Annotated in this window: 12 protein-coding genes; 1 reads left to right on the top strand and 11 read right to left on the bottom strand. The window is 70.9% G+C overall.

Annotation, left to right across the window (positions count from 1 at the left end; all coding sequences use genetic code 11):
* Positions 1 to 2: 2 nt before the first annotated feature.
* From AC1DWR_RS01600 to AC1DWR_RS01550, 11 genes are all read right to left on the bottom strand, one after another.
* The gene (locus tag AC1DWR_RS01600; protein ID WP_477623408.1) at positions 3 to 791 is read right to left on the bottom strand and encodes an FAD:protein FMN transferase; all 789 of its coding nucleotides are present in this window, start codon (positions 789 to 791) and stop codon (positions 3 to 5) included.
* Positions 788 to 1,288: an FMN-binding protein gene (locus AC1DWR_RS01595; RefSeq protein ID WP_477623407.1), complete on the bottom strand. Its 501-nt coding sequence runs from the start codon at positions 1,286 to 1,288 to the stop codon at positions 788 to 790. Before AC1DWR_RS01595 ends, AC1DWR_RS01600 begins: the two co-directional genes overlap by 4 nt.
* A gap of 8 nt (positions 1,289 to 1,296) precedes the next feature.
* Positions 1,297 to 2,757, bottom strand: a complete 1,461-nt coding sequence (locus tag AC1DWR_RS01590) for a ferredoxin reductase family protein (protein ID WP_477623406.1) — start codon at positions 2,755 to 2,757, stop codon at positions 1,297 to 1,299.
* 79 nt (positions 2,758 to 2,836) lie between these two features.
* The gene (locus tag AC1DWR_RS01585; RefSeq protein ID WP_477623405.1) at positions 2,837 to 3,559 is read right to left on the bottom strand and encodes a nucleoside/nucleotide kinase family protein; all 723 of its coding nucleotides are present in this window, start codon (positions 3,557 to 3,559) and stop codon (positions 2,837 to 2,839) included.
* A gap of 6 nt (positions 3,560 to 3,565) precedes the next feature.
* Entirely contained in the window at positions 3,566 to 4,348 is a 783-nt protein-coding gene (locus AC1DWR_RS01580; RefSeq protein ID WP_477623404.1) for a TSUP family transporter, read from the bottom strand.
* Complete coding sequence (locus AC1DWR_RS01575) at positions 4,349 to 5,110, bottom strand: HAD family hydrolase (RefSeq protein ID WP_477623403.1); 762 nt, start codon at positions 5,108 to 5,110, stop codon at positions 4,349 to 4,351.
* The gene (locus AC1DWR_RS01570) at positions 5,110 to 6,912 is read right to left on the bottom strand and encodes a proline--tRNA ligase (protein WP_477623402.1); all 1,803 of its coding nucleotides are present in this window, start codon (positions 6,910 to 6,912) and stop codon (positions 5,110 to 5,112) included. Before AC1DWR_RS01570 ends, AC1DWR_RS01575 begins: the two co-directional genes overlap by 1 nt.
* A 392-nt stretch (positions 6,913 to 7,304) precedes the next feature.
* Positions 7,305 to 7,703, bottom strand: coding sequence for a DoxX family protein (locus AC1DWR_RS01565; protein ID WP_477623401.1), 399 nt, complete (start codon positions 7,701 to 7,703; stop codon positions 7,305 to 7,307).
* A gap of 73 nt (positions 7,704 to 7,776) precedes the next feature.
* Positions 7,777 to 9,648, bottom strand: a complete 1,872-nt coding sequence (locus AC1DWR_RS01560; RefSeq protein WP_477623400.1) for an HNH endonuclease signature motif containing protein — start codon at positions 9,646 to 9,648, stop codon at positions 7,777 to 7,779.
* A 130-nt stretch (positions 9,649 to 9,778) separates the two neighbouring features.
* Positions 9,779 to 10,018 (bottom strand): hypothetical protein, encoded by a 240-nt coding sequence (locus AC1DWR_RS01555; RefSeq protein WP_477615421.1) that lies wholly within the window; start codon positions 10,016 to 10,018, stop codon positions 9,779 to 9,781.
* Positions 10,019 to 10,051: 33 nt separating this feature from the next.
* On the bottom strand, positions 10,052 to 10,897 hold the full coding sequence (locus tag AC1DWR_RS01550; protein WP_477615422.1) for a GNAT family N-acetyltransferase: 846 nt from the start codon (positions 10,895 to 10,897) through the stop codon (positions 10,052 to 10,054).
* Between the two features lie 279 nt (positions 10,898 to 11,176).
* On the opposite strand from AC1DWR_RS01550, the gene AC1DWR_RS01545 reads away from it, so the two are divergent.
* Positions 11,177 to 12,544 carry an esterase-like activity of phytase family protein gene (locus AC1DWR_RS01545; RefSeq protein WP_477623399.1) on the top strand — a complete coding sequence of 456 codons (1,368 nt, stop codon included), beginning with the start codon at positions 11,177 to 11,179 and terminating at the stop codon, positions 12,542 to 12,544.
* Positions 12,545 to 12,556 lie beyond the last annotated feature (12 nt).

Genomic DNA, 12,556 nt, shown 5'->3' with positions numbered 1-12,556 from the left:
ATTCAGAGCAACAGCGACCGGTATGCCGGGTCGGCGCCTTCCAGCGCACGTTCCCCCGCCAACGGGTCCACAAAGAGGGCCGTCGCCCAGACGTCCGCCCACAGGAGGCTGGGGCCCCAGACCGTCGCCGAACCGGGGCGGGTGATGGCCGCGCCGCTCCGCGGGTCGACGACGTGCGCTCCCCTGGCGGCTGCGCCGGACGTCGCCAACCCGCCACTGCGCAGGGGGATCGTCGCCGCGACGGCGGAGGGCTCGCGAGGGTCCTCGACACCGACGCGCCAGGTGCTCGGCGGGGCCGCACGACCGGCGCCGGCGAACAGGTCGCCGCCCGCGTTCAGGCACCACGAGATCCCGGGCACGTGCCGCAGGTGCATCGCCGCCCGCTCGACGGCCCACCCCTTGACCAGCCCCGTCGGGTCGTAGGAGGTCCCGCTGGTGGCAGCGCTGTCGTGGGAGGTGCTGTCGTGGGAGGAGCTGGCGTAGGAGGCGCTGAACAGCCCAGCCGTGCGCCACTGCGCCTCGGCACAGAGTTGCTCGACCTCGGCCAGCCACGGATGCGCCTGCGCCGCGGGGAGCTCGCCTCGCCTCACCCGCATCAGGTCGCTGTCCTCGCGCCAGGTGCTGAAGACCGAGTCGACCCTGCGCAGCACGGCAAAGGCCTGCTCGACGGCGGTGACGACCCCGGGGTCGTCCAGGGCACCCCGCGCCTCTCCTCGGAGGTGGATCGAGACCGGCATCCCCATGACCTGCTCGACGAACGCCCTGCGCGGGGTCGCCGTCACGGCAGTCACAGGTGGGCCTGGTCGATCGCGGACTGCAGCGACGACAGGTAGCCCTCGGAGGTCACGGTCGCGCCGGACACCATGTCGATGTCGGCACTCTGCTGCTGCACCGCCTCCTGGCTGAGGACCGGCAGCGCGGCGGAGTTGATCTGGACGTCCTCGTGGTTCCCGTTGGGGTACACGATCGCCTCGGAGGCGGTGATCTTGCCGTCCTGCACGGTGATCCGGACCTGCACGGGCCCCCATCGCGTCTGCACCGTGTCTCCGTCGTAGGTCTTGGCGGCGGAGGTGCTCGAGCCCGAGGTCGTCCCCGAGTCCGTGGTCCCCGAGTCCGTCGTTCCGGAGCCCGTGGTCCCCGAGTCCGTCGTGCCCGAGGCAGCGGCCGGCGCCTGGACCGAGGTCCCGGCGGCCAGCGTCGTCCCCGAGCCGGCGGTGGAGGTGTGGTAGCTGAACAGCAGCACCAACGTGGTCAGGGTGGACAGGGCCCACAGGGTGATTCTTCGCATGGGTCCTCCTAGTACTCGAACCGCTCGAGGTGGATGTTGGTGGCCGGGACCCCGCAGTCGAGCGCCGCCCGGCGGGCGGCGTCCATCCAGGCAGGCGCCCCGCACAGGAAGACGTCACGTTCGGCGACGTCCGGCACGAGCTGGGCCAGGGCGGCCGCGTCGGTCAGGTGCGCGGCGGCCGCAGGCAGCCAGGTGTCACGCCCGGGCACCCGGTGTCCCTCGACGGTGACGTAGCGGGCGCCGCGGTCGGTCGCGATCCGGAACAGCTCTTCGCCGAGCACGAACTGCTCTCGCGTGCTGGCCCGGTGGATGACCACGACGTCGCCAGGGTCCTGGTCGAGTCCCTCGAGCAGAGCCCGGATGGGGGTGATGCCGATTCCCGCGCCCATGAGGAGCACCTTGCGGCGAGTGCGGACCCCGGGGTGGAGTCGGCCGTACGGCCCCTCGACGAGCACCCGCGTGCCCGGCCGCAGGGTGGCCAGCCGCTCGGTGCCGTCCCCCACGTGGGCAGCGGTGACGCGCAGGTGTCGCCCGTCCGGAGCCGCCGACAGGGAGTAGGGGTTGGCCCGGGTCCAGCCGGGCCCGTCGACGAAGCGCCACTGGAAGAACTGCCCTGCCGCGGGTCGCATCCGCGCCACGCCGGGCCCACCGACGACGACCGTGGTCACCCCCGGCGCCTCGGCGTGCACGGCGACGACGCGCAGCGGCGCCCGCAGTGAGCGGAACAGGGGCAGCCCCACCCGGAAGACGAGCACGGTCGCGGCGCACACGGCATACAGGCCCCACCAGAAGACGGTCGACGCCGTCGAGGCCAGGAACTCCTGACCGGTCCACAGCTGGTGCGGCAGCGCCAGCCCGGCGCCGAGGTAGCCGTAGAGGTGGATGAGGTGCCAGGACTCGTACCGCAGCCGCCGTCGTGCCTTGCGCACCGAGGTGACGACGACCAGGCAGAGGGCGACCGTGCCGGCCACCGCCAGGAGCATCCCGGGGTAGTTGAGGACGAAGTCGACGATGGTGCCCCACAACCCCAGGGGTGAGGCGGCGGCATACCCGAGCGTGATGAGGACGATGTGCGCCCACAGCAGGTTGAAGGACGTGAACCCGACGAGCCGGTGCGTGCGCGCGAGCTCGTCCTGGCCCCAGGCCTGTTCGAACCACGGCACCCGGGCCATCAGGAACACCTGGACCAGCAGCAGGGCCGAGGCGACCAGCCCGGTGAGGCGCCCGAGGCTGGTGAGCGCACCCGAGAGCGACCCGAGGTCCTGGATGCCACCGTGCTGGACCCACAGCGCGGTCACCCAGAGCTGCACCAGCCAGAAGGCGCTGACGGACGCATCGCGCCACCAGCGCGGCACGACCCGCACGGCGGGACGGCGGGCGTGGGCTCGACCGGCGTCAGCTCGGTATGCCGCGTGCGCGGGGTCGTGGGCGGAGGTCACCGCAGAGCGCGGCAGGTCGGTGGTGGTCACATCCAGCACTGTGGGTCGCGAGTCTGGGTGTTTGCTGTGCACCAGCCATGACCGGTGCGTGAGTCCAAGGGACCCCCTCTCAGGGTGCCGCAGGGCCTCGGACGATCCGGCCGTCGACCAGCACCAGGTCCGCGAAGTTCCGGCCTCCGGCGACGAGCCGGGCATTGGCCTCGTCGGACCGGTCGACCCAGGCCGTCGCGTCCTCGAGGGCCCTGCCGGTCTTCACGTGGCGGTCGATGAGGCGCTGGCGGCGCCGGTCGTCCGCCAGGGCGCAGAACCACGCCTCGTCGAGCAGCGCCCGCACCGGGCGCCACGCCGGGTCGTCGAGCAACAGGTAGTTGCCCTCGGAGACAACGAGGTCCGCGGCGGGGCCGACCTCGATGGCCTCGGCCTCGGGCTCCCCCACCGCGTGGTCGAAGGCGGGGGCCCGGACCACCACGCGCGGTGAGCCGCGAACGGCGGCGAGCAGCGCGGCATACGCCTCGACGTCGAAGGTGTCCGGCGCCCCCTTGCGGTTCAAGCGGCCCAGCCGTCCCAGCTCGGCACCGGGCAGGTGGAAGCCGTCCATCGGCACGTGGGCGACGCGGCCGGCCAGTCGCGGGTCGGCTGCCACGGCGTGCAGCAGCGCCGCGACCAGGGTGGTCTTGCCTGCGCCCGGTGGCCCCGCGATGCCCAGGACCCGTCGGCGTCCGCCGGCAGCCTCGGACACGAGGCCGGCGCACCGGTCCAGCAGCTCACTCAGCGCGGGCAGCGACGGCGCGCCGGCGACCTCCGGACCACCGGGTTCGCGGGAGGCGTCCATCCCCGGTCAGCTCCACCAGCCGAGCACCGAGCCGCCGATCCTGACGATGAAGGCCACGAGCACCACCACGAAGACCACGCGGACGAACCGACTCCCCCGCGCCACGGCCGTCCGCGCTCCGACGTAGCCGCCGGCGATGTTCGCCACGGCCATCACCGCCCCGATCTTCCACATGACGTGGCCACCGGGGACGAACACGGTCAGCGCCCCGAGGTTGGTGGCGAAGTTCGCGATCTTGGCCTTCGCGCTGGCCTCCAGGAAGGCGTAGCCCATCAGCCCGACGAGCGCGAAGACGAGGAACGAGCCGGTACCCGGACCGAGGGCACCGTCGTAGACCCCGATGACGAAGCCCGTGATCATCGCGATGACGGTGTGCCGGTGACCCGCGAAGCGCAGGGCGGTCTCGGCGCCGAGGGAGGGCTTGGCGATGGTGTAGGCGCCGACGACCACCAGCATCACGAGGATGATCGGGTTGAACGCACTCTTGGGGATGTGCAGGCCGAGCAAGGCACCCCCGACCGCGCCGAGGTAGGCGACGGCCGCCATCGGCAGCGCGGTGCGCAGGTCGGGACGGACCCTGCGCCAGTAGGTGATCGAGCTGGTCGTCGTGCCGAAGATCGAGGCGATCTTGTTGGTGGCGAGCAGCTGCGCGGGTGACGCCCCGGGGAAGCCGAGCAGCAGGGCGGGCAGCTGCACGAGGCCGCCACCGCCGACGACCGCGTCGATCCAGCCCGCACCGAACCCCGTCAGGGCCATGAGGAGGACCGTGGTCAGGTCGACGTCCGGCACCTACTGCCCCAGCCAGCCGTCGACGATCGAGAGGATGTCGAGCAGCTCGTGGGCCTGGGCGTCGGGGGTCACGTCGACCGCTACCTGCTGGTTGACCGGGATGTCGCTGTGCGGGATCCAGATCGCGCGCATGCCGACCTGCTGCGGCCCGTGGACGTCCTCGAAGAGGCGGTCGCCGACGTAGACGGCGGCCTGCGGCGCGACGTCGACTGCCTCGCACGCCGCCAGGAACGCCTCCGGGTGCGGCTTCACGACGTGGATCTCCGAGGAGTACACGTCGCCGTCGAGCAGGTCGAGGACACCGTCACGCTGGAAGACCTCGCGGTGGTAGGCGCGGCTCCAGATGGTGTTGGACAGCACACCGACCTTGAGGCCGCGGTCGTGCAGCCCCTCCCAGAGCGGGCGCACCTGCGGGTCGGTGTGCGTGTGCGGCTCCCAGAACCTCCGGTATGCCGCGAGCGCCAGGAGGTGCCGGTCGTGGTCCGCGTCGACCCCGGCGTCCGCGAGGATCTCCTCGATGGAGGCGCTCTCATGGGTCTGGCGGCCGCGAGACCAGGCCTTCTCCTCGGCCTCGTGGATGCGGATGGCCAGCGAGTCGGCCTCGGCGAGCTCCTCGACGGGCATGCCCGGGTCATCGACCGGCAGTCCGTGCACCTCGCGGGCGAAGACGCGCCACTGCTGGGGCAGGTCGACGTCGTGCCAGGGCGTGAGCGTCCCGCCCCAGTCGAAGATCAGCGCTTCGATCGGCGCAGAGCCGCCCATCAGGACTCGGAGCCGCGGACCTCGCGGTCGCCGCGGACCTCTCGGACCACCTCGGCCACGACGTCCTGCACCGGGACCTCGCGACGGTCGCCGGTGGCGCGGTCCTTGATCTCGACGATGCCGTTCTCGAGCGACTTGCCCACCACCACGATCGTCGGGACCCCGATCAGCTCGGAGTCCTTGAACTTCACGCCGGGGCTGACCTTGTGGCGGTCGTCGTAGAGCACCGACAGGCCCTGGGCCTCGAGGGCGCGCGTGATCTCCTCGGACGTCGCGAAGACCTCGGGGTCGCGGGTCGCGTCCTTGCCGGTGGCGACGACGTGCACGTCGACGGGGCTGATCTCCCGGGGCCAGCGCAGGCCGAGCTCGTCGTGGTTGCCCTCGGCGACGCAGGCCACGGCACGCGAGACGCCGACGCCGTAGGAACCCATGACCACGGTCTGCAGCTTGCCGTTCTGGTCCAGCACCTTGAGGTCGAGCGCCTCGGCGTACTTGGTGCCGAGCTGGAAGATGTGTCCCATCTCGATGCCGCGGGCCGACTCCAGTCCGTGGCCACAGCTCGGGCACGCGTCGCCGGGGCGCACGTCAGCGGCCTCGATGGTGCCGTCAGCGGTGAAGTCGCGGCCGGCCACCAGGTCGATCACGTGCTTGCCGGCCTCGTTCGCACCCGTGACCCAGCGGGTGCCCTCGGAGACCCGCGGGTCGAGCACGTAGCGGATCTTCGAGGCAGACTCCGAGCCGAGCGCGCCGGGCCCGATGTAGCCCTTGACGAGCGCCGGGTTGGCGGCGAAGTCCTTCTCCTCGAAGGCCTCCACCTCGGCCGGGTCGACCTGGGCGCCGAGCCGCTTCTCGTCGATCTCGCGGTCGCCGGGCACGCCGATGGCCAGCGGCTCACGCGTGCCGTCGGGGTGGACCACCGTCACGATGACGTTCTTGAGCGTGTCGCCCGCAGCCCAGGGTCGGTCCTCGCGGGGGAAGTGCGCGTTGAGGCGGGCGACGAGCGCGTCGATGGTGGGGGTGTCCGGGGTGGACTCCGCGTGCGCAGCGGGCACGTCGGCATACGAGATGGCGTCGGGGACGGGGACGCGCACGGCCTCGACGTTCGCGGCATACCCACAGTTCGGGCAGCGGACGTAGGTGTCCTCGCCGTTCTCGGCGGTGGCGAGGAACTCCTCGCTCTTGCTGCCACCCATGGCACCGGCCATCGCCTGGACGATGACGTAGTGGAAGCCGAGCCGGTCGAAGATGCGGATGTAGGCGTCGCGGTGCAGCTGGTAGGCCTTGTCGAGGCCGGCCGCGTCGAGGTCGAAGGAGTAGGAGTCCTTCATGACGAACTCGCGGCCACGGAGCACGCCGGCCCGCGGACGCGCCTCGTCGCGGTACTTCGTCTGGATCTGGTAGATCGCCAGCGGAAGGTCCTTGTAGGACGAGTACAGGTCCTTGACCGCGAGCGTGAACATCTCCTCGTGGGTCGGCCCGAGCAGGTAGTCGCCGCCCTTGCGGTCCTGCAGGCGGAAGATGTTGGGGCCGTACTCGGTCCAGCGACCGCTCGCCTCGAAGGGTTCCTTGGGCAGCAGCGCAGGGAAGAGCAGCTCCTGGGCGCCGATCTCGTCCATCTCCTCGCGGACGATGGTCTCGACCTTGCGCAGCACGCGCAGGCCCAGCGGCAGCCAGGTGTAGATGCCGGGGCTGACCCGTCGGATGTAGCCCGCCCGGACGAGCAACCGGTGGCTCGGCACCTCGGCATCGGCCGGATCCTCGCGAAGGGTTCGCAGGAACAGGGTCGACATGCGCAGGGCCACGTGGCACTCCTCGGTTGGCGGACAACCCCCAGAGGATATCCGTCGGTATGCCGCGTGCTCACCACGGTTTCCTTCGTCGCCTTCGTCGGGTTGACGGGCGCCGCAACCAGCAGCGATCAGATCTCTGGGGGACGGGGTGCGACCTGCAGGTATTGGTCCCCGCCGGCTTGTGAGTTTGTCCGTTTTGCGGAAGTCTGTCGGTCGGGTCGGGGGTTCCCAAGCGGGGGGGTGATGGCTGCGTGTGGCCGTTTACACGAAAGCGATCGATGGATCGTCGAGAGCAAGAGGCTCTGAGGATTTCCAAGGCGAAGGCGGCGCGGGATCGCGCCGAGAACAACGCCAAGCAGCCGGCAGACCAGACCACGACCTAGCGCGACGACCGCCCGCGCGCGTCAGCGCCCAGCGGCCCTGAGGGCGGTGCGGATCAACGGGAGCTGCAGCGGCAGCCGTGCCACGGTGCCCGCGAAGGCGGCCTGCGCTGCCGGAGTGCCCTTTCGCTGCGCGCGCTTGCCGTAGTTGGCGCTCATCTGCACGTTGCCCGGCAGGATGGCGAGGAGCAGGGCGGCACTCGCCCACCCGGCATACCGGCGGGTGCGCGGGTGCAGCAGCCCCGCCGCGCAGGCGAGTTCGGCAACGCCCGAGAGGTAGATCAGCTCGCGCCGGCGCGGCAACGAGTTCGGCACCAGCGGCTCGAACAGCTCGGGCTTGACGAGGTGGGTCGTCCCCGAGGTGATGAACAGGCCGGCGAGGCCGACGATGTCCTTGGTCAGGGGCGCGACGGAGCGGGGCATGCCGCCATCCTGTCAGGCAGAGCTCGCGGCCAGCGGCGAGCTGCTGCGATCCATGCGCACGCCGACTCGCCGTCTAGAACGGAGGCGGGTCCTCGGGGGACGGGCCTCGGATCAGGCGCGAGGTGGAGCCATGGCCGTGGAACAGGAGTCTGTCCGCGTCGAGCCGGTCGCACACCTGGATGATCTCCACCCTCGAGCGCCCCCTCGTCGAGAACCACTCGAGGCGGCCGAAGTCGACCCGCCGCCCGGTCCGCAGCGCGCGGCGGTTGCGGGTGGTGAGGTTGCCGGGACGGCAGGCCAGTTCGACGAGGTGGTGCTCGGTCAGGTGCTGCACTCCCTCCTCCAGCAGCGAAGTCAGCCCGGCGATCCCGTCCATTTCCACGGCTATCTCGACGCCCACCTCGACGTCCACCTCAGCGTCCACGACCACCGCCGGGTGGGCGTCACCACTCATGGTGGTGATCGCTGAGGCGGCCTCAGATCCACACTGAAGCTGGTCGAAGGGCACGGTGGTGCTCAGGTGGCCTGTGGGATCGGTCCAGACCAGGGCGCCGTCCGCGTCGAGGCGCGATCGCCACCGTGGCCGTTGCTTGATGCGGTGATGGCGTCGACACAGGCACACCAGGTTGGTCGGATCGGTCGCGCCCACGGGCCACGGGACCACGTGGTCGACGTCGCAGAACCTCGCACTGATCGCACATCCGGGAAAGCGGCACTGACCGTCCCTCGCCTTGACGAAGTCGATCATCCACTGGGGAGGTCGATAGCGACCTGAGTCGCGACTGCCTGCACGGGACCCGCCCCCTGGAGCTGGGAGGCTCCGAAACCTTCGGGCTGGGCGCTCCGCGCTCATCGGCAGGGACGCGAGCGCGCCCGACGTGTCGTGACACGCCACCACGTGGAACGATGCGGTGGACTTCGGAGCTGACGGCGCGCCCGCGTCGCCAGCCGGCGCAGGCTCCGTCGCGCCACCGCGCGGTCCTTGTCGGCGCTGCGCCACCGACGCAACCCAGGAGGCGCGCACATGGGTGACACCCGGCATACCGAATCCCGTCACCGGCACCAGTTCGGCAGCGCGTCGGCCGCCGTCCCCGTCGCTCCTTGCGCCCTCGTCACGAGCCGCCTCTGCGGCGGCGGCCTCGCGGGCGACCGCGCTGGCCGGGACCGTCAGGTGCACCGTGACCTCACCGGTGGCCCGAGCGTGGATGAGATCCATCAGGGCGTCTGCCCGGGCCTGCTCGATGCCCGCGCACTTGCCGTCGAGGACATAGCTCCGGGCCAACCCGTCGACCACCGACCACGCGGTTCGCGACTCCTCGACGGGCACCTTCGCACTCCACTCGTCCACCCCGGGAGAGAAGGCGCTGCGACGCAGCGACCGCTCGGCCCGCGCGCGCTCGGCCTTGCGCCGCACGAGGTCTGCATCCACCGACGCCAGGACGCGACGAGTCCGGCGGCGCAACGCACCGCCTGCTTCGGTGCCGAGCCGCTCGCCGATCCGGTCGGCCACCTCGGCGCAGACCTCCGGCGTGGCGTCGGCCAGCTCCTCCGCAACGATCCCGGCGCGGTAGGTGTCGAGCCGCCCAGCCGCCATGGCCTCGACCAGGGCGGGGTGACGCGTCACGAGGTCCACCGCGGTCGCGACCCGGTCAGTCGCTCCGGACGTGGTGAGCCCCAACCGGTCCTGCACGAGAGCGGGAGCGTCCAGCCGCTGGTGGCCGAGGCCCCGGAACTCCTCCTCGATGGTGCCGTCCTCACACACGACGTCATCGGTCGCGGCCACGTGCGCCAGGGCAACCGTCTGCATCGCCGCCGCGACGTTGATCAGCTGCTGGCACGAACCCGCCAGCTCCACCCACTCCGCGCCCGACGCCTCGGCCCCGACGGCGCGCACTCGACCGAGCTCCGACTGGAGTCGAAGGTGGAGGTCGGCGAGTTCGAACATATGTCCACTCTAGCCCACGCAACACTCCCTTTCAACCTGTACGAGCGATGAATTCGATTGCCAGACAACAGAATTGGCGCAGTGACCCCACCACTTCACTGTCAGTGCCGCCTGCTATGAAGGCCGGGCTTCAGTCGCTGCGGTGCTCGCGCCGATAGGACAGCCGAGCCCTGAGGGCGAGCGCAAAGGTCGCGCCACCGACGACCAGCAGGACGAGGCCGACCCACAGCCACGTGCGCCCGGCTGTCTCCCGGCCAGGCACGGCGACGAGGAAGGCACCGAAGAGGGCGAGCGACCCGGTCATCCAGAGCAGCGCGTTTCCGGCAGCGGGTGTGTCCGGGCGCGGCTCCGACCGCAGCGAGGGGTCCATCAGGAGGGGTCCATCAGCAGCGAACGCCGCTCATCAGAGCAGGACGGTCGAGAAGTTACCGACGTCCTCGAAGCCGACCCGCGCATACGTGGCCCGGGCACTCTCGTTGAAGTCGTTGACGTACAACGTGACCCAGCGCGCGCGGGTCTCCATCACCTGCTCGACCACGGACGCCATGAGGGGCACGGAGAGTCCGCGCCCCCGCAGGTGCGGTGCCAGCCACACCCCCTGGAGCTGCGCGCAGCCGAGCGCAACGGAGCCCACGTCGGCCTTGAAGATCACCGCGCCGTCCTCGACCGCGATGAAGGTGTGGCCACGGTCGATGAGGGCCAGGAGTGCCGACCGGTATGCCGCGCCGGAGCCGGTGTAGGGCGGGTAGCCGATCTCGCCCTCGAACATGTGCGCCGCGGCAGGCATCACGAGGTCCACCTCGTGCTCCCGGGCCGGACGCACCCTCGGGTCGAGCTCGATCCCGAGGGCTGAGGGCCGGTCCATGCTGCTCATCAACGGCTGGTTCGCCCGCACGGCGCGTGCCGGTCCCCATGCGGGTGCGAGGTGCCGCCAGAGCTCGGCCACCTGGTCGGCCGGCCCGAGGATCGAGGCACAGTGGCGGCGCCAGCGGCGGACCCGGTCGGCGAAGAAGCTCAGCGTCTGCTCGTCGGCCTCCACCGGGACGAGGTTGGCGCTGGACCAGCACAGCGCCTCGAGACTGCCGCCGACCTTGTGCCCGAGAACGGTTCCGGGCTGGCTGCTGAGCACTCCCTCGAGGAGGCGGGCGGCCACGAACACGTTCGCCGGCAGGTTCCGCGCGCACACCTCCAACGCGGCGTCGCGGTCCGAGGGCGACAGCGCGTGGACCGGGTTTCGAGTGCGCAGCACGGATCCAGCCTAGGGCTCGCCGGGTCAGCGCGCCGCAGAACGCCGCCCTCCCGTCGTCCTGCGGTCCACAGCTGTGGCCGAGGGGGCGACGTAGTCGGGCTCCCTGGTGGACGACGCAGCTGCGTCTGCCACGGGATCGTCGAGTTTGCCGCAGCTTGCTGCGGATCCACGAGCCACCGCTCGTGCGGCAGCGACAAGCAAGAGCGACACGAACGCCGACACCAGGCGGGAAAACCAACACCAGCACCAACACCGGACCAGCTCACCAAGGAGACCATCATGTCCACGAACGACCGGGCCCTCGCGGGCCCACGTCCCGCAAGCCGTCGCCGTGCCTGGAAACGTGCGACCGGGGCTGCCGCAGCCGGCGCCCTCTGTGCGACCGCCCTCGCCTCATCGCCGAGCGGCGCCACGGCCGGCGTCGGGGGCGCCACCGTCGATCCCGACCCCGCGACGACAGCCGCCCAGGCCCGGCTGGTCGGGCGCTCCTCGCTCCCGGCCGAGACCTATCGACCGGGTACTGCGTCGTCGGGATACTTCCAGACCGGGACGACGGCGGTTGCGCGTCCCTACCCTGCCCAACCAGTACAGGGCTTCTCGGCCATGCACCGCAACGCCGACGGCAGCTACCTCGTCATGACCGACAACGGCTACGGCCAGAAGGGCAACAGCCAGGACTTCGAGCTGGTCGTCAACCGGATCCGGCCCGACACCAGCACAGGGACGACGACCTTCCTCGGTCTGCAGTTCCTGCTCAGCGACCCCGACCACCATGTCGACTGGACGATCTGGCGCGACGGCGGCTGCGCGGCGGCGGCGACCCTGCCGGCGGGCTACGCATGCCCCCCGCCGGACCGAGTGCTGACCGGCTGGGACTTCGACCCTGAGTCCATGCAGGTCGCGCCCGACGGCACCTTCTGGTTCGGCGACGAGTTCGGACCGTTCCTGCTCCACGCGGACGAACACGGTCGGCTCCTGGAAGCGCCCGTTCCGGCCCCGGGGGTGAAGGCGCCCCAGAACCCCACGCTCGCAGTTGGTGAGCAGCCCAACCTCGCGTCGTCGCGCGGGTTCGAGGGCATGGCGATCTCCCCGAACGGCCAGCGGCTCTACCCGATGCTCGAGGGTTCCATCGCCGAGGACAAGGCTGCCGGTCTGGCCTCGGACCTGCGGATCTTCGAGGTCAAGGTCAACCAGGACCTCGGGGCGCAGTTCACCGGCACCTACTGGCGCTATCGCCTCGAGAGCCCCGGGGACTCGATCGGAGATGCGATCGCGCTGAACGACCACGAGCTCCTCGTTGTCGAACGCGATGCGGGAGCGGGACCGAACGCGCGCTTCAAGGCGGTCTTCACCGTGGACCTCAAGGACCGGGACCACGACGGGTATGCCGACAAGCAGCTCCTCGTGAACCTCCTGGCCGTTCCTGACCCGGCCAACGTCGGCAAGCTGGGAGCCTTCTTCCCGTTCGCCTTCGAGACCATCGAGGACCTCGCCGTCGTCGACGACCACACGATCGCGGTGATGAACGACAACAACTTCCCCAACACCGGTGGCCGATCGGCAGTCGTCCCCGACCCGAACGAGTACATCGAGGTCACCCTGGACCAGGCGCTGGGCATCGACCCGCGGTTGCTCCCGCAGGGGTGAGCTGAGGGGAAG

The organism is Pedococcus sp. P2_E2 (assembly GCF_056403955.1).
Note: the sequence above shows the minus strand (reverse complement) of the source record. Positions and strands in the feature narration are given on the sequence as shown.

What these genes read in the sequence shown, in the direction of transcription:
- AC1DWR_RS01595 (WP_477623407.1), bottom strand. Translation starts at nt 1,288, where the DNA reads ATGCGAAGAATCACCCTGTGGGCCCTGTCCACCCTGACCACGTTGGTG.
- AC1DWR_RS01585 (WP_477623405.1), bottom strand. Translation starts at nt 3,559, where the DNA reads ATGGACGCCTCCCGCGAACCCGGTGGTCCGGAGGTCGCCGGCGCGCCG.
- AC1DWR_RS01575 (WP_477623403.1), bottom strand. Translation starts at nt 5,110, where the DNA reads ATGGGCGGCTCTGCGCCGATCGAAGCGCTGATCTTCGACTGGGGCGGG.
- AC1DWR_RS01565 (WP_477623401.1), bottom strand. Translation starts at nt 7,703, where the DNA reads ATGCCCCGCTCCGTCGCGCCCCTGACCAAGGACATCGTCGGCCTCGCC.
- AC1DWR_RS01560 (WP_477623400.1), bottom strand. Translation starts at nt 9,648, where the DNA reads ATGTTCGAACTCGCCGACCTCCACCTTCGACTCCAGTCGGAGCTCGGT.
- AC1DWR_RS01555 (WP_477615421.1), bottom strand. Translation starts at nt 10,018, where the DNA reads ATGGACCCCTCGCTGCGGTCGGAGCCGCGCCCGGACACACCCGCTGCC.
- AC1DWR_RS01545 (WP_477623399.1), top strand. Translation starts at nt 11,177, where the DNA reads ATGTCCACGAACGACCGGGCCCTCGCGGGCCCACGTCCCGCAAGCCGT.